Origin of the sequence: Paraburkholderia hospita, from assembly GCF_002902965.1 — a bacterium.
Lineage (GTDB): Bacteria > Pseudomonadota > Gammaproteobacteria > Burkholderiales > Burkholderiaceae > Paraburkholderia > Paraburkholderia hospita.
In genome coordinates, this window is sequence record NZ_CP026105.1 from 1,140,171 (window position 1) to 1,161,486 (window position 21,316).

The 21,316-nt window shown below is 62.6% G+C and carries 14 protein-coding genes; 7 read left to right on the forward strand and 7 right to left on the reverse strand.

Features of this window, described 5'->3' with window-relative positions; genetic code table 11:
• Positions 1-72 precede the first annotated feature (72 nt).
• From C2L64_RS05120 to C2L64_RS05130, 3 genes are all read right to left on the reverse strand, one after another.
• Positions 73-876 (reverse strand): ATP-binding cassette domain-containing protein, encoded by an 804-nt coding sequence (locus C2L64_RS05120; protein WP_090835802.1) that lies wholly within the window; start codon positions 874-876, stop codon positions 73-75.
• Positions 877-889: 13 nt separating this feature from the next.
• Positions 890-2,071: an ABC transporter permease gene (locus C2L64_RS05125; RefSeq protein ID WP_007750020.1), complete on the reverse strand. Its 1,182-nt coding sequence runs from the start codon at positions 2,069-2,071 to the stop codon at positions 890-892.
• 300 nt (positions 2,072-2,371) lie between these two features.
• Positions 2,372-3,427, reverse strand: a complete 1,056-nt coding sequence (locus C2L64_RS05130) for a sugar ABC transporter substrate-binding protein (protein ID WP_090835730.1) — start codon at positions 3,425-3,427, stop codon at positions 2,372-2,374.
• 281 nt (positions 3,428-3,708) lie between these two features.
• Between C2L64_RS05130 and C2L64_RS05135 the strand changes: the two genes are divergently transcribed.
• The 4 genes from C2L64_RS05135 (at position 3,709) to C2L64_RS05150 (ending at position 6,979) form a co-directional block, all read left to right on the forward strand.
• A complete protein-coding gene (locus tag C2L64_RS05135) occupies positions 3,709-4,590 on the forward strand; it encodes a MurR/RpiR family transcriptional regulator (RefSeq protein ID WP_007750044.1) in 882 nt (293 codons plus the stop codon).
• A complete protein-coding gene (gene iolG / locus C2L64_RS05140; RefSeq protein ID WP_090835729.1) occupies positions 4,583-5,602 on the forward strand; it encodes an inositol 2-dehydrogenase in 1,020 nt (339 codons plus the stop codon). The genes C2L64_RS05135 and iolG overlap by 8 nt, the downstream gene beginning before the upstream one ends.
• Positions 5,602-6,621 carry a Gfo/Idh/MocA family oxidoreductase gene (locus C2L64_RS05145; protein ID WP_090835728.1) on the forward strand — a complete coding sequence of 340 codons (1,020 nt, stop codon included), beginning with the start codon at positions 5,602-5,604 and terminating at the stop codon, positions 6,619-6,621. The genes iolG and C2L64_RS05145 overlap by 1 nt, the downstream gene beginning before the upstream one ends.
• Before the next feature lie 127 nt (positions 6,622-6,748).
• Positions 6,749-6,979, forward strand: coding sequence for a sulfurtransferase TusA family protein (locus C2L64_RS05150; RefSeq protein ID WP_035537843.1), 231 nt, complete (start codon positions 6,749-6,751; stop codon positions 6,977-6,979).
• Between the two features lie 816 nt (positions 6,980-7,795).
• Here the strand turns inward: C2L64_RS05150 and galU are convergent.
• A complete protein-coding gene (gene galU / locus C2L64_RS05155) occupies positions 7,796-8,677 on the reverse strand; it encodes a UTP--glucose-1-phosphate uridylyltransferase GalU (RefSeq protein ID WP_007576550.1) in 882 nt (293 codons plus the stop codon).
• 70 nt (positions 8,678-8,747) lie between these two features.
• Complete coding sequence (locus C2L64_RS05160) at positions 8,748-11,621, reverse strand: valine--tRNA ligase (RefSeq protein WP_090839149.1); 2,874 nt, start codon at positions 11,619-11,621, stop codon at positions 8,748-8,750.
• A gap of 214 nt (positions 11,622-11,835) precedes the next feature.
• Here C2L64_RS05160 and C2L64_RS05165 point away from each other — a divergent pair, with 214 nt between their 5' ends.
• Both C2L64_RS05165 and C2L64_RS05170 read left to right on the forward strand, forming a co-directional pair.
• Positions 11,836-14,202, forward strand: a complete 2,367-nt coding sequence (locus C2L64_RS05165; protein WP_090839147.1) for a UvrD-helicase domain-containing protein — start codon at positions 11,836-11,838, stop codon at positions 14,200-14,202.
• A complete protein-coding gene (locus C2L64_RS05170; RefSeq protein WP_090839145.1) occupies positions 14,199-14,987 on the forward strand; it encodes a 5'-methylthioadenosine/adenosylhomocysteine nucleosidase in 789 nt (262 codons plus the stop codon). Before C2L64_RS05165 ends, C2L64_RS05170 begins: the two co-directional genes overlap by 4 nt.
• Positions 14,988-15,011: 24 nt before the next feature.
• On the opposite strand, the gene C2L64_RS05175 is transcribed toward C2L64_RS05170, so the two are convergent.
• Both C2L64_RS05175 and C2L64_RS05180 read right to left on the reverse strand, forming a co-directional pair.
• A complete protein-coding gene (locus tag C2L64_RS05175) occupies positions 15,012-16,919 on the reverse strand; it encodes a propionate--CoA ligase (protein WP_090839143.1) in 1,908 nt (635 codons plus the stop codon).
• Positions 16,920-17,857: 938 nt separating this feature from the next.
• Positions 17,858-19,108 (reverse strand): MFS transporter, encoded by a 1,251-nt coding sequence (locus tag C2L64_RS05180; protein WP_090839140.1) that lies wholly within the window; start codon positions 19,106-19,108, stop codon positions 17,858-17,860.
• Between the two features lie 459 nt (positions 19,109-19,567).
• On the opposite strand from C2L64_RS05180, the gene C2L64_RS05185 reads away from it, so the two are divergent.
• Positions 19,568-21,235, forward strand: coding sequence for a methyl-accepting chemotaxis protein (locus tag C2L64_RS05185; RefSeq protein WP_079499951.1), 1,668 nt, complete (start codon positions 19,568-19,570; stop codon positions 21,233-21,235).
• Positions 21,236-21,316 lie beyond the last annotated feature (81 nt).

Consider the following 21,316-nt stretch of genomic DNA (forward strand, 5'->3'; position numbering starts at 1 on the left):
GCAGATGAGTGCGAAGGCTTTGCATGGGACCCAGAGTAAGGCGCTAAAGCGCCAACTCTGGTCGACAGTTGCTTAAATCGTCGCGCCTTCGAGTTCGCCGATCATCTTCTGCATTTCGGCGCCGCCCGCCATCATGTCGAGCACTTCGTCCTTCGTAATGGTTTCTTTTGTGTACGTACCCATCGACTTGCCGCGGTTGAGCAGCGTGAACGAATCGCCGATCGGATACGCGTGATGCACGTTGTGCGTGATGAAGATCACCGAGATACCCTTCGCGCGCGCCTTGTGAATCAGCTTCAGCACGTTGAAGCTCTGCTTCACGCCGAGCGCGGCCGTCGGTTCGTCGAGAATCAGCACGCGGGCGCCGAAGTGAATCGCACGCGCAATCGCGAGACACTGCCGTTCGCCGCCCGACATCGTGCCGATCGGTTGATGCGGGTCGCGCACGTTGATGCCCATTTCGGCGAGCTTCTCGCGGGCGATGCTCGCGCTCGTTTCCAGGTCCATCACGTTGACGAGGCCGAAGAGCTTTTTCTGCGGCTCGCGTCCCATGAAGAAGTTGCGCGCGACAGAAAGCAGCGGCACCAGCGCGAGATCCTGATACACGGTCGCGATGCCCATATCGAGCGCATCGCTCGGCGATTCGAACAGCACTTTCTTGCCGTCCACGAGGTAGTCGCCGGCCGAGGGCTGATGCACGCCCGCGAGCGTCTTGATGAGCGTCGATTTCCCCGCGCCGTTGTCGCCCAGCAGGCAGTGCACTTCGCCGCGCCGCAGGCGCAGCGTGACGCCTGATAGCGCGATTACCTTGCCGAAAAACTTGCTGACGTTTTCGAGCGACAGGATGAAGTCGTCTTGCTTGAGAGTGTCGGACATGGTCGTCTCCCGATTACGATTGCGCAACGCGACGGCGCACATAGTGGTTGAACAGCACCGCGATCAGCAGCATGACGCCGAGGAACACGCGGAACCAGTCCGAACTGACATTCGTATAGGTGATGCCGATCTGCACGACGCCGAAGATCAGCGCGCCGAAGCACGCGCCCACCACCGATCCATAGCCGCCCGTCAGCAGCGTGCCGCCGATCACCGCGGCGATGATCGCCTCGAATTCCTTTTGCAGGCCACGGTCGGCAGCAGCGGAACCGATGTCGCACACTTGCAGCACGGCGAACAGGCACGAGCAGAACGCGGTCAGCACGAACAGGGAAATCTTCACGCGGCGCACCGGCACACCGACGTTCTTCGCAGCGTTCGCATCGCCGCCGACAGCCAGCACCCAGTTGCCATAACGCGTCTTCGCGAGGACGAACGCACCGACTGCCGCAAGCGCGAACCACCACAGCACCACTTTCGGAATGCCCGGCACGAGCGGCTGGCCGTTTTCGAGCAGCGAGCCGACGCCCATATGCGCGAGGCTCGTGAAGAGTCCATGGAACGCTACGCCATGGAACAGGAAGTTGGTGATGGCGTCGGACTGCGCGAGATCGCCGACGCCGGAGATGATGGTGCGGTCCGCGACCATGATCGACAGCGCGAGCGTCAGGCCGCGCAGGATGAACAGGAACGCGAGCGTCACGATGAACGACGGCAGGCGCGTGCGCATCACCAGATAGCCGTTCAGTGCGCCGAGCGCCATCGATCCGGCGAACGCGAAGATGATCGCGGCCCAGATCGGCCAGTGGAAGTAGACGGATGGAATGGCGACCATCATGCCCGCGAAGCCGATCATCGAACCGATCGACAGATCGAACTCGCCCGCGATCATCAACAGGCACGCGCCGACGGCGAGAATGCCGAGATAGGCGGAGACCTGCGACCAGTTCATCACGCCGTCGAGATTGAACATCCCCGAGTTGCCGGCCGACAGGGCGAACACGAGGAACACGAGCACGGTGCCGGAGATCGCGGCAAATTCCGGCCGGTTCAGCAGATGCCCGAAGAACGATTCCTTGCGGACGCGCTCGTCGCCGGGCAATGCCGGTGCAGCGGATTGCGCATCGGCGCCCGGCGCATCGCTGCCCGGTGCGTCGTGACCATGCGTTGGATAGTGTTTGCCGGCTACGCCCATGATGTCTCCTTGTCGACCCGAGTTGGCGCTTCAGCGCTTACTCGGGTCCCATGCCAGGTCGAACAGAGTTAGCGCTTTAGCGCTTACTCTGTTCCCTTGGCGAGTCAGCCCGAGTTGGCGCTTCAGCGCTTACTCGGGTCCCATGGCTTTGCTGTGCGTTTCACTCGGATGAGTGGCGAGAGGCGCAGAAAGCCGTTAAACGACGCGGTCGGGTCGCCCGACGATGGCGGCAAAGGGCCGCCGGGGTCGCGCTGTGCTGGCGCGCCCGGTACCGCGTATGACTGGCTAGAGGAAAGGCCCTTAGCGGTACTGGCCCGCGTACTTGATGACCTTGTCGATATTCGCCTTCGTGATGAAGCCCGGACCGGAACGGATGTTCTTCGGCCCATACGACGGCTCGAGGCCGTAGGTCTGCAGGCGTTCCTTGAACTTCGGATTCGCTTGCAGGATTTGCCGGATCTTCGTCGGATCGGTCGTGTGATCCTTCTTCACGATCGCCAGCACGGCGACGGCGATGTAGCCTTGCAGATACGGCTGCTGATCGATTGCGAAATTGATCGTGCCGTCCTGGATGCCCTTCGCGATGTCATCCGAGAAGTCGAACGTGGCGAAGTAGATCTTGCCCGCGAGGCCCATCTGCTGCACCGCCTTGATGGTGGCCGCGGCGGGCGTCGGGCCGAGTGTCAGAACCGCGCCCGTGTTCGGATGGTTGCGCAGGTAGGCGCTCACCTTCGACTGGATTTCCGTCGGGTCCTGGCCCGAATCGATCGTCGAGGTCTTGTAGTTCACGCCGAGCGCGTCGGCAAAGCCGCGGCAGCGTTCGAACGAAACGGCGTTGGTTGCGAAGTGGTTCACGCACAGGAACGACTTCACGCCCGCGGCCTTGGCCTTTTCGCCTGCCGCCTTGCCTGCCACGTATTCGGGCTGGCCGATATGCATGATCGCGCCGAGCTGCGCGCTCTGTTCTTCCGTACCGGAGTTGATCGTGACGAGGGGAATCTTCTTGCCCGTGACCTTGCCGAGCGAGCTCTTCAGCACGTCGAAGTCGGCAATGGTGACGATCACGCCGTCGTAGTTGCGCGCCGCGGCCTGTTCGATCAGGCGTGACATGTCGGCGAGATCGCCGTTCGGCGGGTTGCGGTAGTCGGTTGCGACGTTGAAATCCTCGTCGGCCTGCTTGATCGCATTCTTGATCGTGTTCCACCACGAGTCCGAATCCGGCGCGTGGCTGATGAGCACGAACTTCGCGTCTGCTGCTTGTGCCGTCGATGCCGCCGTCATGGCACCGATGCCTGCGGCCAGGGTTAATGCTGCTGCCAGAACTTTGAACGAAGCCTTGCCATTGCAAAGTCTCATTGTCTCCACCTTTGTCTGTTCGTATTTGAGGGGAGCGTATGACGCTTTGCGAGGTGATGCCGGCTCGGTGTTGCGTCATCGCTCAGGACCAAGATTAGGCCAACTTTTCGAGACTTGCAATGAAAATTTCATGTCAAAGAAAAATGGAAAATCCATTCCATTTGCTTTCGGTTGTGCCTATACTCCGCAACGTCGGGACAGTGCATTGTCATTCCCTGTCAGCCTTACGGGACGGGATTTTGCACTGCAAAAAAGCACCCAGAAGCACAGAGGTAAAGACCATGGCGGAAGACAGCACAGAAGAGTTGCCGAGCGTCGAAGAATTGATGCAGCGCATCGCGGAAAACTACGAATCGTTGCCGCGTCAGTTGAAGAGCGTGGCGACGTATCTGGAGCAGCATCGATCGAGCGTGATGGTGGATCGCACCAGCGACATTGCGACGAGTTGCGGCGTGCATCCGTCGGCTGTGGTGCGCTTCGCGCAGCGTTTCGGCTTTTCGGGTTTTTCCGACCTTCAGGCCGTGTTCCGCCAGGCTTACACGACGCAAGGCGCGTCGTCGCAGAGTTATCAGCAGCGCATTCGCAAGCTGATCGACGAGAAGCCGGGGCGGCTGTCGGGCGGCAGCGTCGCGCGCGAATTCGTGGCGGCATGCCGCGATGGTCTCGACGAACTGGAAGGCTCGCTCGACGACGCGCAGTTCGACGCCGCCGTGAAGATGCTGCAGCACGCCGACAACATCTATGTGATCGGCGTGCGGCGCTCGTTCCCCGTGGCGAGCTACATCGTCTACGCGTTGCAGCACACGCCCAAGCGCGTGCATCTCGTGTCGGGTTTCGGCGGGATGTATCGCGAGCAGATTCGCAGCGTGAAGAAGGGCGACGTCGTGATCGCGATCAGCTTCGCGCCTTACGGTAAAGAGACGCAGCATTGCCTGCGCGTCGCGCATCACCATCAGGCAAAGACGCTCGTCATTACGGATAGTCAGCTGTCGCCGCTCGCGCGCTATGCGAGCACGCAGTTGTATGTGAAAGAGGGCAGCGCGTTTGCATTCCGCTCGCTGACCAGCACGATCTGCCTGTGCCAGGCGCTGTTCATCGCGCTCGCGTACAAGCTGGAATTGAACGTAGAAGAGTCGACAGACACTGGAGGATACGATGACTGATGTGGCAGGCAAGACAATCGACGTAGCGGTGTTCGGCGCAGGGCGCATCGGCAAGATCCATGCGTCCAATCTTGCGCGGCAGCCGGGCGTCCGGCTCAAGTACGTGGTCGATGTGAACCGCGATGCAGCGGCTGCGCTCGCGGCGCAATACGGCGCGCAGGTTGCGGATATCGACGGCGCGATGGGCGATGCGTCGGTGGGCGCGACCGTGATCTGTTCGAGCACCGACACGCACGCCGATCTGATCCTGCAATCGGCGGCGCAGAAGAAGCATGTGTTCTGCGAGAAGCCTGTCGATCTGACGCTGGAACGTGCGCGCGCGTGCGCCGATGCGGTCGCGAAAGCGGGCATCGTCTGCATGATCGGCTTTCAGCGACGCTTCGATCCGACCTTCGCCGCGCTGAAGGCGCGCATCGACGCGGGCGAGATCGGCACGCCGGAAATGCTCGTCGTGACGAGCCGCGATCCGGGCGCGCCGCCTGTCGAGTACATCAAGCACTCGGGCGGCATCTTCAAGGACATGCTGATTCACGACTTCGACATTTTCCGCTGGATTCTCGATGACGAAGCGGACACGCTGCACGCGACGGGCAGTTGCCTGACCGATCCCGCGATCGCCGATGCGGGCGATATCGATTGCACGGCAGTGACGATCCGCACGAAGCGCGGGCGTCTGTGCCAGATCAACACGTCGCGGCGCGCTGCGTATGGCTACGACCAGCGCTTCGAACTGCTCGGCAGCGAGGGCATGCTGCAGGCGGGCAATGTGCGTCCGACGGAAGTCACTGCATATTCGAAGACGGCTGTATCGAGCGACGTGCCCGAGCATTTCTTTCTCGAACGCTATCGTGCCGCGTATGCGCTCGAAATCGCGCATTTCTTCGAGGCTGTCACGCAAGGCAAGCCGGTGCGCACGACGGTCGCCGACGGCCTGAAGGCGCTCGAACTCGCCGAAGCGGCGACGCGTTCGTGGCGCGAAGGGCGTGCCGTCAAGCTCAACGAGGCACTGTAATGAGCGGCCCGCTGCGGATAGGCGTGGTTGGGCTGGGGCGGCTCGGCAAGCGGCATGCGGAGAATCTCGCGTATCGCGTGTCGGGCGCGGCGCTGGTGGCCGCGTGCAGTCCCGTCGAAGAGGAACGCGCGTGGGCGCGCGCCACGTTGCCGGCGCCGCGTCTTTACGACGACTATCACGCGCTGCACGAAGACCGCGACGTGGATGCGGTGTGGCTCGTGACGCCGTCCGCGTTGCACGCGCAGCAGATCATCGATGCGTTGCGCGCGGGCAAGCATGTGTTCTGCGAGAAGCCGCTGTCGCTCGATCTGGCCGAGTGCGAGCGGGTGATCGCGGAGGCGCAGCGTCATCCCCAGTTGCAGGCGACCATTGGCTTCATGCGCCGTTTCGATCCGAGCTATCGCAGCGCGTTCGAGAAAATCGAGGCGGGCGCGATTGGCCGGCCGTTCATGGTGCGCTCGCAGACTTGCGACCAGAACGATCCCGAAGGTTTTTTCGTGCGCTTTGCGCCGACGTCGGGCGGGATATTTCTTGACTGCACGGTGCATGACATCGACGTCGCGCGATGGCTGCTCGGCATGCCGAAGGCGACGCGCGTCTATGCGAGCGGCGTGATCGCGTTGCACGAAGGGCTGCGTGAATTCGGCGACGTCGACAATGGCGTCGCGATCTGCGAGTTCGAAGGCGGGCGCATGGCGATGTTTTACGCGTCGCGCACGCTGGCGCACGGCAACGATACGGGCAGCGAGGTGATCGGCACGGCGGGCGCGCTGTATGTTGGGCGCAATCCGCGCGCGAACCGTGTCGAAATCGCTGACGCGAGCGGGATTCGCAACGAGTGCACGCCGACCTTCTTCGACCGTTTCGAGGATGCGTTTTTGTGCGAGGCGCAGGCGTTCGTCGCGGCTGTGCGGCAAGGCAAGCAGAGCGGGGCGACGTTGGCGGACGCGATGGAGGCGACTCGCGTTGGGTACGCGTTGCGTGAGTCGCTGGCGAGTGGACGTTCTGTTGATCTGTAGCGGCACGCACGCCCGGGCTGTTGCGGCTTGGGCGTGGGTTGAGCGCTTGCGTTAGAATTTGACCCTTCTGCATGAGCGCCGTAAATCCAGCACGAGCGCCGGCTCACGAAGGGCAACGTCGATGGAAATTCAGATTCATAAGGAAGTGGATGCGCGCGGTCTGAACTGTCCGCTGCCCATTCTGCGCGCCAAGAAGGCGCTGGCTGATATGGAAAGTGGTCAGATTCTCAAAGTGCTGGCGACGGATCCCGGCTCGCAGCGGGATTTTGCTGCGTTTTCTAAGCAGACTGGGAATGAGATTGTTGAGGTGACGACTACGTCGGATAAGGTTTTTGTGTTTTTAATGCGGAGACGGTGAAGTTTTTGCCTGCGGCGCGTTTGGTTTTTTGCTGGCATCCGCGATTTGTCGCTCTGCTTCAGGCGTTGCCGTGTGGTGTATTGGCCTTTGCGCTGGCATCCGCGTTATGCCTTCGTGCTTCAAGCGTTGCCCCTGTGCGGGGCGGCACCTACTTTTCTTTGCCGCCGCAAAGAAAAGTAGGCAAAAGAAAGCGGCTAACACCGCCAGCCCGTGTTCTTATCCACGGGCCCCCAACGTCCCCACGCTTCACGTGACAGTGCCCTGGTCGGTGCTCGTTGCCAACGCGCTGAATGAGCGCCTCACCCACTTCAAACACCCGCACACGTGCTAGCGGCAGCGAATGGTTTCTGCAGCCTAGGTGGCTAACTGTGTGTAGGTTGTCGCGTCGTATAACTTGGCGCTCTTACGGGGGGGGGGGCGCGTGCGCTATCGGTCCGAAGTGAGGCGTGTGGAGCACTTGGGCAGACACACAGTTTGCCACCTGGGTGGCGGTGGACTATCTGTCAAGGCATGCTGAAACGCGGGAGCGTGAAGCGGGTGAGGCGTACTGGAAGAGCGCTGGCAACGAACTTGAATCGAGAAGTTGCCGCGTGAAGTAAGGGACCGGTTGGGGTCCCTCAGGCAGGAAGAAATGTTGGCGGTGTGAGCCGCTTTCTTTTGCCTACTTTTCTTTGCGGCGGCAAAGAAAAGTAGGTGCCGCCCCGCACAGGGGCGACGCTTGAAGCACGAAGGCAATGCGCGGATGCCAGCGCAGAGTCATAACGCGGATGCCAGCTCAAGAACAAGCAAACCAACCAGCCGTCGCAGACAAAAACCTCAACCTTCCAACACCGGCGACCGAGTCCGCAAATACTCCTCAAAATCCGCAGCCACTTCCGGATGCCGAAGCGCAAACTCAACAGTAGCCTTCAGGTACCCCAACTTGCTACCGCAATCAAACCGCGTCCCGTGGTACTTATAAGCGAGCACCTGCTCATCAGCGAGCAACGACTGAATCGCATCCGTCAGCTGCAATTCGCCGCCGGCGCCCGGCTTCAACGCGCGAATATGATCGAAAATGCGGGGCTTCAACACATAGCGCCCAACCACGCCAAGGTTAGAAGGCGCAACCTCAGGCGCCGGCTTCTCCACGATGCCTGACATCTTGATGATGGCGTCTTCCCACTCCTTGCCATCGACGATCCCATACGAACTCGTCTCCGACGCCGGAATCTCTTCAACCCCGATCACCGAGCTGTGATAGTGATCGAACACCTCGATCATCTGCTGCATCACGGGCGGTTTGCCATACAGCAAATCATCCGCGAGGATCACGGCGAACGGATTGTCGCCCACCAGCTTCTCAGCGCACAGCACAGCGTGGCCCAGACCGAGCGCCTCCGGCTGACGCACATAGAAACAGTCCACATGGCTCGGCTTGATGCTGCGCACCAGCTCCAGCAGCTTCGCCTTGCCGCGCGCTTCCAGTTCCGCCTCGATTTCGTAGGACTTGTCGAAATGGTCCTCGATCGCCCGCTTGCTGCGACCCGTCACGAAGATCATCTCGGTGATGCCGGCCGCCATCGCTTCCTCGACCGCGTACTGGATCAGCGGCTTGTCGACGATAGGCAGCATCTCCTTCGGGCTGGCCTTGGTGGCAGGGAGGAAGCGGGTGCCGAGACCCGCGACCGGAAAGACCGCCTTTGTAACTTTTAGCATGTGTGTACCCTGCGTCCTCTGGTTTGGGATGCGCGCCGGCGCCGGTGGCTCGGCGCGCATGCAGCGTCAATCAGGCAGGCAAACGCGACAGTTGTGCCGTCAGCTTGCCAATCGTGGTCTGGTATTCTGCCAGCCTTTTCTGCTCCTGCTCAACGACCGCCGGCGGTGCTTTTGCAACAAAACTCTCGTTCTGCAGCTTGGCGTTACATTTCGAAACTTCTGCGCTCAGTCTCGCAATCTCTTTTGACAGGCGCTCGCGCTCTGCGGCAACGTCGATTTCCACCTTCAGCACAAGCTTGTCCGTTCCTACGATAGCAATCGGCGCGCCATGTGCTTGCGCATCCAGCGTCGCTTCGTCGGCGATGATCTGCACTTCGGACAAACGCGCCAACGCCTGCGCGTAAGGCGCGAACGACGCCAGGCGCTCCGCGTTGCCCGTCACCAGCAGCGGCACCTTCGTCGCCGGCGACAGGTTCATCTCGCCGCGCAGGTTCCGGCACGCGTCGATCACGGCTTTCAGATCGGCGGCCCATTGTTCGGCCGATTCGTCGATCTTGCCCGGCTCGGCGATCGGGTAGGGCTGCGTCATGATCGACGCCTCGCCTTCTGCCTTGCCTTCCGGGTACTTCGCCGCGAGCGGCGCCACCTTTTGCCACAACGCTTCCGTAATGAAAGGAATCACCGGGTGCGCGAGACGCAGCACCGTTTCGAGCACACGCAACAGCGTGCGGCGCGTGGCGCGCTGCTGCTCGGGCGTGCCCGTCTGGATCTGCACCTTCGCCAGTTCGAGATACCAGTCACAGTATTCGTCCCACACGAACTTGTATAGGGCGTTTGCCACATTGTCGAAACGATAGTCGGCAAATGCCTTTTCGACGTCGGCTTCGACGCGCTGAAGCAGCGACACGATCCAGCGATCGGCCTGCGAGAAGTCCGTGTAGCCGCCGGGGCCGCAATCGCCCGGTTGGCACGCGCCCGGCTTCGAGAAGCCGCAGTCGTGGCCTTCGCAGTTCATCAGCACGAAGCGCGTCGCGTTCCACAGCTTGTTGCAGAAGTTGCGATAGCCTTCGCAGCGCGCGAGGTCGAAGTTGACGTTGCGGCCGAGCGTCGCCATCGACGCCATCGTGAAGCGCAACGCATCCGTGCCGAACGCGGGAATGCCGTCGGGGAACTCCTTGCGCGTCTTCTTTTCGATCGACGCCGCCTGCTTCGGATTCATCAGGCCCGTGGTGCGCTTTGCGACGAGCGCATCGAGGTCGATGCCGTCGACGATATCGATCGGGTCGAGCGTATTGCCCTTGCTCTTCGACATCTTCTGGCCTTCGGCATCGCGCACCAGACCGTGCACGTAGACGGTGTCGAACGGCACCTTGCCGGTGAAGTGCGTGGTCATCATGACCATGCGCGCGACCCAGAAGAAGATGATGTCGAAGCCCGTCACCAGCACCGACGACGGCAGGAACGCCTTCAGTTCGGGCGTCTCTGCAGGCCAGCCGAGCGACGAGAACGGCACGAGCGCCGACGAGAACCACGTGTCGAGCACGTCTTCGTCGCGCTTGAGCGAGCCTTTGTAGCCTTCAGCGTCTGCCTTGGCGCGGGCTTCCTCTTCCGTCTTCGCGACGAAGATTTCGCCGTTATCGCCGTACCACGCGGGAATCTGGTGGCCCCACCACAATTGACGCGAGATGCACCAGTCCTGGATGTTTTCGAGCCACTGGTAATAAGTGGTCGTCCAGTTTTCCGGCACGAACTTGATCTGGCCGTTGCGCACCACATCGAGCGATGTTTCCGTGATCGACTTGCCCGGATTGAAGGTGCCTTCCGGCGCGGGCTTGGTCATGGCGACGAACCATTGGTCCGTGAGCATCGGTTCGATGACGACGTTCGTGCGGTCGCCGCGCGGCACCATGAGCTTGTGCGGCTTGACGGATTCGAGCAGCCCGAGCGCTTCCAGATCCGCGACCACCTGCTTGCGCGCTTCGAAGCGGTCCAGACCGCGATACTTTTCGGGCGCGTTGTCGTTGATCTTCGCGTCGAGCGTGAGGATTTCGATCTGCGGCAGCTTGTGGCGCTGGCCGACCTGATAGTCGTTGAAATCGTGCGCGGGCGTGACCTTCACGACGCCCGTGCCGAATTCGCGGTCCACGTAGTCGTCGGCGATGATGGGGATTTCGCGGTCCGTGAGCGGCAGCTTGACGGTCTTGCCGATCAGATGCGCGTAGCGCTCGTCTTCCGGGTGAACCATCGCGGCGACGTCGCCGAGCATGGTTTCAGGGCGCGTCGTGGCCACCGTCAGATGGCCCGAGCCGTCCGCGAGCGGGTACTGGATGTGCCACAGGTGGCCGTTTTCTTCCTCGCTGACCACTTCGAGATCGGACACGGCTGTGAGCAGCACCGGGTCCCAGTTGACGAGGCGCTTGCCACGGTAGATCAGGCCCTGTTCATACAGGCGCACGAACACGTCGCGCACGGCGGCCGACATCTTGTCGTCCATCGTGAAGTATTCGCGCGACCAGTCGATCGACGCGCCCAGACGGCGCACCTGGCCCGTGATCGTCGAACCGGACTGCTGCTTCCATTCCCACACGCGCTCGACGAACTTTTCGCGGCCGAGGTCATGGCGCGACACGCCCTGCGCGTCCAGCTGACGCTCGACGACGATCTGCGTCGCGATGCCCGCGTGGTCCGTGCCGGGCACCCACAGCGTGTTTTCGCCGAGCATCCGGTGGTAGCGCGTGAGGCCGTCCATGATCGTCTGGTTGAACGCGTGGCCCATGTGCAGCGTGCCCGTGACGTTGGGCGGCGGCAACTGGATCGAGAAATTCTTGCGGCCCGGCTCCATGGTCGGAGCGGCGTAGCCGCGTTTTTCCCATTCGGGGCCCCATTGGGACTCGATCGTCTGCGGCTCGAAACTCTTGGCCAGCGTGCTGTCGCTTGTCGTCATCGTCAAAATCTGCCGGAAAATGCGTGGAAAGATGCCTGAAACCTTGAATTATAAAGGGATGCGGCAGCGGCGGGCCGCGCTTGCCTGCGCGCCTGTGCATCACGGGCGCGAGCGGCTATGGAATCGGGGGCGGAAATCACGCGACGGGCAGCGCTGTCCCGCGGTCTTATAATGACGGACCACCCGCCGCAACCGTAGTCTCTTCTCGTCATCCATGCCCGAACTGCTCGCGAACCTGAACCCCGAACAACACGCCGCCGTCACGCTGCCGAACGAACCGGCGCTCATTCTGGCGGGCGCAGGCAGCGGCAAGACGCGCGTGCTGATCACGCGGATCGCGTGGCTGATCCAGCAGGGTCTCGCATCTCCGCCGACCATTCTCGGCGTCACCTTCACGAACAAGGCCGCGCGCGAAATGATGTCGCGCCTGTCGGCGCTGCTTCCCATCGACACGCGCGGCATGTGGATCGGCACGTTCCACGGCCTGTGCAACCGGATGCTGCGCGCGCATTTCCGCGACGCCGGTCTGCCGCAGACGTTCCAGATTCTCGATACGGCGGACCAGCTTTCCGCGATCAAGCGCCTGATGAAGGGCCTGAATATCGACGACGAGAAATATCCGGCGAAGAACCTGCAGTACTTCATCAACAACGCGAAGGAGCAGGGGCTGCGGGCGAAAGACGTCGACGCGTCCGACAACTTCAACCGCAAGTTCGTCGAACTGTATGAAGCGTACGACCAGCAATGCCAGCGCGAAGGCGTCGTCGATTTTCCGGAACTGCTGTTGCGCTGCTACGAACTGCTGTCGTACAACCCGCCGCTGCGCGCGCATTACCAGGCGCGCTTCCGTCATATTCTGGTCGACGAGTTCCAGGACACGAACAAGCTGCAATACGCGTGGCTCAAGCTGCTGGCGGGCGAGCACAACGCGATCTTCGCGGTCGGCGACGACGACCAGTCCATCTACGCGTTTCGCGGCGCGAACGTCGGCAACATGCGCGACTTCGAGCAGGAGTTCAAGGTTCGGAATCTGATCAAGCTGGAGCAGAACTATCGCTCGCACGGCCATATTCTCGATGCCGCGAATCATCTGATCGCGAACAATTCGCGGCGCCTGGGCAAGAACCTGCGCACCGACGCGGGCCACGGCGAGCCGGTGCGCGTCTACGAGGCAGCGACGGATTCGCAGGAAGCGGGCTGGATCGTCGAAGAGATTCGCGCGCTGATCAGCACGGGCGCGTCGCGCAGCGAGGTCGCCGTGCTGTACCGGAGCAACGCGCAGTCGCGGACGATCGAACATACGCTCGTGAATGCGGGCATTCCGTATCGCGTGTATGGCGGTTTGCGGTTCTTCGAGCGCCAGGAAGTGAAGCACGCGCTCGCGTATCTGCGCCTGATCGACAATCCGAACGACGACACGGCATTCGCGCGCGTCGTCAATTTCCCGACGCGCGGCATCGGCGCACGCTCGATCGAACAACTGGCGGACGCGGCGCGTTCGTACAACACGTCGATGGCGGTGGCGATTCCGTACGTGACGGGCAAGGCGGGCACGAGCCTCGGCGGGTTCGCGAACCTGATCGCGAAGATGCGCGCGGAAACGGCGCAGATGAGTCTGCCTGAAACGGTCGAATACGTGGTGCGCGCAAGCGGCCTGTCCGAGTTCTATCAGAACGAGCGTGAAGGTCAGGACCGGCTCGAGAACTTGCAAGAACTGGTGAACGCGGCGACGGCTTTCGTCAGTGAAGAAGGCTACGGCCTCGACACGCCCGCACGCTCGATTCCGCTGCGCCCGGGCGCGACGGCGGCGCCCGAACTCGTCGTCGCGACCGACGATTCTGGCGTCGACGTGCTCGACGCCGAGAATCCCGCCGATCCCGCGCAAAACCCCGACACGATGACGCCGCTCGCGGGCTTCCTGTCGCATGCGTCGCTCGAAGCGGGTGACAACCAGGCGCAAGCCGGCCAGGAGGCCGTGCAACTGATGACGGTGCACGCGGCGAAGGGTCTCGAATTCACGGCGGTGTTCATCACCGGCCTCGAAGAAGGGCTGTTCCCGCACGAGAATAGCGCGATGGAAACGGACGGCCTCGAAGAAGAGCGCCGCCTGATGTATGTCGCGATCACGCGTGCGAAGGAGCGGCTGTACCTGTCGTTCGCGCAGAGCCGGATGCTGCACGGCCAGACGCGCTACAACATCCGCTCGCGCTTCTTCGACGAATTGCCGCAGGAAACGCTCAAGTGGCTCACGCCGAAAGTCGAAGCGGGCGCGCGCTGGGGCGGCCGTTCCGATAACGCGGGCTGGGGCCGCGACTGGTTCTCGCGGCCGGACCGTCAGCAGGGTTATGGCGGCGGCGCGTCGACGGTGGCGAGCGCGCCTTTGCCCGCGTTTGCGAACGAGCAGCGCGCGGCGGACACGGGTTTCCGCGTCGGCCAGCAGGTATTCCACACGAAGTTCGGCGAAGGCACGGTCACCGCACTCGAAGGCGGCGGCGCCGATGCCAAAGCGCAGGTGAAGTTCAAGCGCCACGGCGAGAAATGGCTCGCGCTGGCCGTCGCGAAACTGCAGGCGGTCGAATGAGCGCGCTCCCGTCCGAAGCGACGATTCCGCGCCGTCCACTCGGCGTGATGGCGGCGCTGCCCGAGGAACTCGGCGATCTCGTCGCGGCGATGCGCGCAGAGGGTGCAGTTGAAACGATCACGCACGGCAAGCGCGACTATCACATCGGCACGGTGCACGGCGCGCCGTGCGTCGTGACGCTGGGGCGCGTCGGCAAGGTCGCGGCGGCGGCGACCGTGAGCGCGCTGATACACGCGTTCGATGTCGAGGCGGTGGTGTTCACGGGCGTTGCGGGCGGTGTCGGGCCGACGGTGCGAATCGGCGATATCGTCGTGGCCGAAACGTTGATGCAGCACGATCTGGATGCGTCGCCGCTTTTTCCGCGCTTCGAAGTGCCGCTGCTCGGCATCTCGCGCTTTGCCGCCGACGCGCCGTTGACGGCCGCGTTGGTCAACGCGTGCGATCGCTTCGTCGAAGAAGAGGGCGCGGCGCTGTCGCAGCGCTTTCTGACGGAGGCGGTGCCGACGGTGCACAGCGGCCTGATCATCAGCGGCGACCAGTTCGTCGCCAGCGCGACGTCCGTCGATCTGCTGCGTGCCGCATTGCCCGATGCGCTCGCGGTCGAGATGGAAGGCGCGGCGATCGCGCAAGTCTGCTACGAGTACAGCGTGCCTTGCGCGATCGTGCGGACCATTTCCGATACGGCGGACGCGCATGCGCCCGCGTCGTTCGTCACGTTTCTGACGGAGCTGGCGGGCACGTATTCGAGCGGGATTCTCAGGCGGTTTTTGTCGGCGCGCGGTTGAGACGCGCGCCGTTTTTCACGAGACTTACTTCGCGCTGAACGCGGCTGCGACGGCATCGCGGATCTGCTGCAATGCCGACGGGTCTTCAATAGTCGGCAGATCGCCGGGGTCGCGGCCTTCGGCGAGTGCCGCGATCGCGCGGCGCAACAGTTTGCCGGAGCGCGTCTTCGGCAGCATCGACACCAGCACGACATGCGCGGGCCGCGCGATCGCGCCGAGTTGGCGATCCACGGTCGCGCACAGTTCGGCGGAGAGTTTCACACGGGCTTCATCGGACTCGTACGCGCCGGCGTCGCGCACGACGACGAACGCCACGGCTGCCTGTCCTTTCACCTGATCCGTCACGCCGACCACGGCGACTTCCGCGACGGCCTTGTGCGCCGACAGCGCCTCTTCGATTTCGCGCGTGCCGAGGCGATGGCCCGCGACGTTGATCACGTCGTCGGTGCGGCCGAGGATCGTCACGTAGCCGTCTTCATCCTGAATGCCCCAGTCGAATGTCGAATAGAGCTGCTGGTTCGGCACGCTTTCCCAATACGTTTTGACGAAGCGTTTGTCGTCGCCCCAGACGGTCGACATGCAGCCGGGCGGCAACGGATAGCCGAGCGTGATGACGCCTTTTTCGCCGGGCGCGCACGGCTCACCCGTGTGCTCGTTGCGCAGCGTCAGGTCGTAGCCGTAGCAGGGCACGCCCGGTGAGCCGAGCTTTTGCGGCAGCGCTTCGACGCCGCGCTGGATCGCGAGAATCGGCCAGCCGGTTTCCGTCTGCCAGAAGTTGTCGACGACGGGTTTGCCGAGCGCATCGGTGATCCACGACGCCGTCGGCGCGTCGAGCGGTTCGCCCGCGAGGAAGAGCGTACGCAGGCTCGACAGATCGGCCTGTTTCAGAAGCGCCGGGTCTTGTTTCTTCAGCACGCGGATCGCGGTCGGCGCGGTGAACATCAGATTGATTTTGTACTGCTCGACGAGCCGCCACCAGATGCCGCCATCGGGACGGATGGGGGTGCCTTCGTACATGACGGTCGTGAGGCCCGCGATCAGCGGCGCGTAGACGATGTAGCTGTGGCCGACCACCCAGCCGACGTCGGACGCGGTGAACATCGTGTCACCCGCCTTGCCCTGGAAGATGTATTCCATCGATGCCGCGAGCGCGACCGCATAGCCGCCGACATCGCGCTGCACGCCTTTCGGCTTGCCCGTCGTGCCGGACGTGTAGAGCACGTACGAAGGTTCCGTCGATTCGAGCCATTCGCATTGCACGTGCGCGTCGAAGAATTGCTCGCGTAGGGGCTCGTAGGCGACGAGATACGGGGCGTTCAGGCGCTCGGGGGCCAGTTGCCGGTCGATCAGCAGCACCTTGGGCGTCTTGTGCGTCGCGCGCGATAGCGCTTCATCGACGAGCGGCGTGTAGTCGATCACCTTGCCTGCGCGCGCGCCGGCGTCGGCTGTGACGATCAGCGCGGGTTTTGCGTCGTCGATACGGGCGGCCAGATTTGGCGCGGCGAAGCCGCCGAATACGACCGAATGGATCGCGCCCAGGCGCGCGCATGCGAGCATCGCGAACACGGCTTCGGGGATCATCGGGAGATAGATGAGCACGCGGTCGCTGCGCTTGACGCCGAGCGAGCGCATCACGGCCGCCATCCGGTTCACTTCGGCGTGCAGATCGGCATAGGTGTAGCGGCGCTCGATGCCCGTTTCCGTCGATACGTAGATGAGTGCGTTCTGTTGTGCGCGTTGCGCGAGATGCCGGTCCACCGCGTTGTGGCACAGGTTCGTTTTGCCGCCGACGAACCAGCGTGCGAAAGGCGGGTTTGAGCGGTCGAGGACGGTGTCGAATGGGGTTTGCCAGTGGATGCGGTTGGCCTCTTCGCGCCAGAATTCTTCGGGGGATTCGATTGAGCGGCGGTGGAACTCGCGGTAAGTGGTCATTGGGCGTGGCCCCTCCAGGCTATGGCTTTTCGCTGGCGCGCGGGTTTGCACAGGATAGTGCAGGGGGGTGTTGCCGGCAACGCGGGTAGACCAGGGGTTCGGTTTGGTTTTGGTTTTGTCTGCGACGCAGGGTGGTTCGCTTTGGCTTGCGCTGGCATCCGGGTTGCGGTGTTTGCTGCGCAGGCGGTTTCGGTTGTGTGGGCCTTTGAGCTGGCATCCGCGTTATGCCTTCGTGCTTCACGCGTTGCCCCTGTGCGGGGCGGCACCTACTTTTCTTTGCCGCCGCAAAGAAAAGTAGGCAAAAGAAAGCGGCTAACACCGCCAGCCCGTGTTTTTATCCACGGGCCCCCAACGTCCCCACGCTTCACATGACAGTGCCCTGGTCGGTGCTCGTTGCCAACGCTTCGAATGAACGCCTCACCCACTTCAAACACCCGCACACGTGCTAGCGGCAGCGAATGGTTTCTGCAGCCCAGGTGGCAAACTGTGTGTAGGTTGTCGCGTCGTATAGCTTGGCGCTCTTACAGGGTGGGACGCGTGTACTATCGGTTCGAAGTGAGGCGTGTGTGGTACTACGGCCGACACACAGTTTGCCACCTGGGCGGCGGTGGACTATCTGGCAAGGCATGCTGAAACGCGGGAGCGTGAAGCGGGTGAGGCGCACTGCAAGAGCGCTGGCAACGAACTTGAATCGAGAAGTTGCCGCGAGAAGTAAGGGACCGGTTGGGGCCCCTCAGGCAGGAAGAAATGTTGGCGGTGTTAGCCGCTTTCTTTTGCCTACTTTTCTTTGCGGCGGCAAAGAAAAGTAGGTGCCGCCCCGCACAGGGGCGACGCATGAAGCACGAAGGCAAAGCGCGGATGCCAGCGCAACGGCAAACATACCGAACGGCGACGCCTAAAGCACGAAGGCAAAGCGCGGATGCCAGCGCAAAGGCAGGTCAAGCTTTGACTGACTTCCCTTCAACATCCGGCAAAAACACAGTCAAAATCCCGAGCAACGGCAAGAACGAGCAAACCTTGTACACATAGGCGATGCTAGTCGCGTCAGCCAGTTGACCCAGCACGGCTGCGCCGATACCGCCAAGCCCAAAGGCAAATCCAAAGAACAACCCGGCAACCATCCCGACCTTACCAGGAATGAGCTCCTGCGCATAAACGAGAATCGCCGAAAACGCCGACGCCAGCACGATACCGATAATGACGGTCAGCACCCCCGTCCAGAACAGATTCGCATACGGCAGCAGCAACGTGAACGGCGCAACACCAAGAATCGACACCCAGATCACATACTTACGGCCAATCCGGTCGCCAACCGGTCCACCGATCACGGTCCCCGCCGCGACAGCCGCAAGGAACACGAACAGATGCACCTGCGCGGCCTGCACGGGTAGATGGAACTTGTCGATCAGATAGAACGTGAAGTAGCTATTGATGCTGGTCAGATAGAAGTACTTCGAGAACACCAGCAGCACGAGAATGCTCATCGCGAACGCCACCTTGCCACGCGGCAGCGCCGTATGCGCAACCTGCCCGGCGCGCGCCTTTTTCGTCGCGGGATGATGCTTGTACCAGCGGCTGATATACGTGAGCACGAGAATCCCGACGAGCGCCGCCGCCGAAAACCACGCAATGCTGCGCTGGCCATGCGGAATCACGATCAGCGCCGCGAGCAGCGGCCCGAGCGACGAGCCGGCGTTGCCGCCCACCTGGAACAGCGACTGCGCGAGACCATGCTTGCCGCCCGACGCCATGCGCGCCACGCGCGACGACTCAGGGTGAAATACCGACGATCCGCAGCCAACCAGCGCCGCGGCGATCAGCAGCACGCCGAAGCTCGGCGCCACCGACATCAGCAGCAGGCCCGACAGCGTAAAGCCCATGCCGACCGGCAGCGAGTACGGCTTCGGATGCTTGTCCGTATAAATGCCGATCAGCGGCTGCAGCAGCGAGGCCGTGATCTGATACGTCAGCGTGATCAGGCCGATCTGCCCGAACGACAGCGAGAAATTCGCCTTCAGCATCGGATAGATCGCAAGGATCAACGACTGGATCATGTCGTTCATCAGATGCGAGAAGCTGATTGCGCCAAGGATCGAATAGACGGTCTTCGCTTGCGGCCGGGAGGCGGCAGGAGCAGAAGCTGAAGCGGCGGCGCCAGCCAGGGCGCCTTTGTCGAGGCTGGATTCCATGTGGTCGGTCAGGAGAGGGTGGCTCGGAAGCAGACGCCGGCAGTTGCGGCAAGGCCGTCGGCGACAGCAGATGTTTTTAGCGTTTGATGAAGTGTAGTGTGTCTCCCATCAATTGTCCGGACAAGTTTTGTCGTGATTCGGACATCTGTTGGCGCGTCAAACGAGCTTTCGTGCCTGCTTTTTGTGCGGCGGACACAGTCGGCGGCACCGGTATGGCGCGCCGTCCGGGCGAATTAGAGTAAAACTCACAGCGCAAAACGTGGGAAACGCGCCCAACGAATTTTGGCCAATGTATAAATCCGACGCGGCGTGCTGCCCACGAGGCGGCGCGCGCAGGACCGGGAAAATTGCCGGACGGACGGCCTCAAGAACGCCGCCGGCGATGCCGTCAACCCGGAGAGAAAAGCAGCAATGCCGGAACTGACCTTTTCGGCAGCACGACAAGCGGGGACGAGAAATATGAAAGCAGTTTCGCTGGGTGGCCAGACGGACGCGGGTTTCGTGCCGGATGGTGAAGCGGTGGGAGCACGGGCGCGTTCAGGCAAGCGGACGGCGGGCGGCAGGATGCGCGGCTGGTCGGTGAAGACGACCTTGCGGTTCGCCTTCGCTGTGCTGCTGGCGGGCACGCTGGCGATCGGCGTGTTTTCGCTCGCGCAGATCAGCCGCCTGAACGGGCAGATGCGCTCGATCTACGAGCAGGGCCATATCGCGAGCCGGGCTGCGGAGGAGGCGCGTGGCTACCTGCTGCGTTCGAGCCGCGCCCAGAAGATGCTGCTGACGGCGACGACCGCGAAAGAACGCGATGAGCTCGGCGCCGATATCGACAAAGGGCTGACGGGTTTGTCGGCCGAACTCAATACGCTCCAGCAATACGCCGATTCCGCCGCCGCCACTGCGCAGCAGAAGAAGTTCGCTGCCGCGATCGGCGTGTGGAGCGGGCATATGCGCGATTTCGTCACGCTCGTGAAGGCGCAGCCGCTCGACCTGTCGCAGATGAACTGGCAGGTCGGCACGACGGACGTGTCGCTGCTCGTCGAGACGGGCAAGCTCGAGAAGCTCGTCGATGAGCTGGTCGCGCAGCGCGGCACGGCCGCGAAGGCGACGATCGACGCGTCGTCGTTTATCTATCAATCGTCGTTCGTGATGATGGCCGTGATGACGATCGCGCTGATCGTGCTCGCGTTCGTCATCAGCGAGTGGGTCGTGCGGCGTCTCGCGCGGCAACTGGGCGGCGAGCCGGTGTACGCGAAGGAGATCGCGAGCCGTATCGCAGCGGGCGATCTGTCGAACGACATCGCGCTCGGCAAGCGCGACAACGGCAGCATGCTGTCCGCGCTGCGTGATATGCAGAATGGTCTGTCATCGACGGTCTCGCATATCGCGGCGAGCGCCGAGGCGATCGCGGCCGCGTCGGGGCAGATTTCGATGGGCAATCTCGACCTGTCGCAGCGCACCGAGCAGCAGGCGATGGCGCTCGAACGGACGGCGAGCAGCATGGAGGAGTTGACGTCGACGGTGCGTCAGAACGCGGACAACGCGAAGCAGGCGCGCACGCTTGCCGACAATGCGTCGTCGATTGCGGAGAAGGGCGGCGACGTGGTTGGCCGCGTGGTCACGACGATGGGCCAGATCAACGACAGCGCGAAGAGCATCGGCGACATCATCGGCGTGATCGAAGGGATTGCGTTCCAGACGAACATTCTCGCGTTGAATGCCGCCGTCGAGGCGGCGCGTGCGGGCGAGGAAGGGCGTGGGTTCTCGGTGGTGGCGGGTGAGGTGCGCAACCTTGCGCAGCGCAGCGCGGCGGCCGCCAAGGAGATCAAGACGCTGATCAGCGCGTCCGTCGAGCGGGCGAGCAACGGGTCTCAACTCGCGCAGGACGCCGGGCAGACGATGGACGAAGTCGTCAAGGCCGTGAAGCGTGTGACGGATATCATGGGGGAGATTTCCGCGGCTTCCGCCGAGCAGAGTTCTGGGATTGAGGAGATCAACCTCGCGGTGTCGCAGATGGATGCTGGGACTCAGCAGAATGCTGCACTCGTCGAGCAGGCTACTGCCGCTGCGCGGGCGTTGGATGATCAGGCGCAAGCGCTGAAGGTGGCTGTGGCGAAATTTTCGCTGCGGTGAAGGGGTGGTTTGTCTGCGACGCTTTGGTTTTTGACGTTGCGGGTGGTATCCGGGTTGGGGGCCTTTGCTGCGTGGGCAGTT

Coding starts and splice junctions, on each gene's coding strand:
- C2L64_RS05160 (WP_090839149.1), bottom strand. CDS start 11,621: ATGACGACAAGCGACAGCACGCTGGCCAAGAGTTTCGAGCCGCAGACG.
- iolG (WP_090835729.1), top strand. CDS start 4,583: ATGACTGATGTGGCAGGCAAGACAATCGACGTAGCGGTGTTCGGCGCA.
- C2L64_RS05145 (WP_090835728.1), top strand. CDS start 5,602: ATGAGCGGCCCGCTGCGGATAGGCGTGGTTGGGCTGGGGCGGCTCGGC.
- C2L64_RS05180 (WP_090839140.1), bottom strand. CDS start 19,108: ATGGAATCCAGCCTCGACAAAGGCGCCCTGGCTGGCGCCGCCGCTTCA.
- C2L64_RS05185 (WP_079499951.1), top strand. CDS start 19,568: ATGAAAGCAGTTTCGCTGGGTGGCCAGACGGACGCGGGTTTCGTGCCG.
- C2L64_RS05125 (WP_007750020.1), bottom strand. CDS start 2,071: ATGGGCGTAGCCGGCAAACACTATCCAACGCATGGTCACGACGCACCG.
- C2L64_RS05165 (WP_090839147.1), top strand. CDS start 11,836: ATGCCCGAACTGCTCGCGAACCTGAACCCCGAACAACACGCCGCCGTC.
- C2L64_RS05130 (WP_090835730.1), bottom strand. CDS start 3,427: ATGAGACTTTGCAATGGCAAGGCTTCGTTCAAAGTTCTGGCAGCAGCA.
- C2L64_RS05135 (WP_007750044.1), top strand. CDS start 3,709: ATGGCGGAAGACAGCACAGAAGAGTTGCCGAGCGTCGAAGAATTGATG.
- C2L64_RS05120 (WP_090835802.1), bottom strand. CDS start 876: ATGTCCGACACTCTCAAGCAAGACGACTTCATCCTGTCGCTCGAAAAC.
- C2L64_RS05170 (WP_090839145.1), top strand. CDS start 14,199: ATGAGCGCGCTCCCGTCCGAAGCGACGATTCCGCGCCGTCCACTCGGC.
- galU (WP_007576550.1), bottom strand. CDS start 8,677: ATGCTAAAAGTTACAAAGGCGGTCTTTCCGGTCGCGGGTCTCGGCACC.
- C2L64_RS05175 (WP_090839143.1), bottom strand. CDS start 16,919: ATGACCACTTACCGCGAGTTCCACCGCCGCTCAATCGAATCCCCCGAA.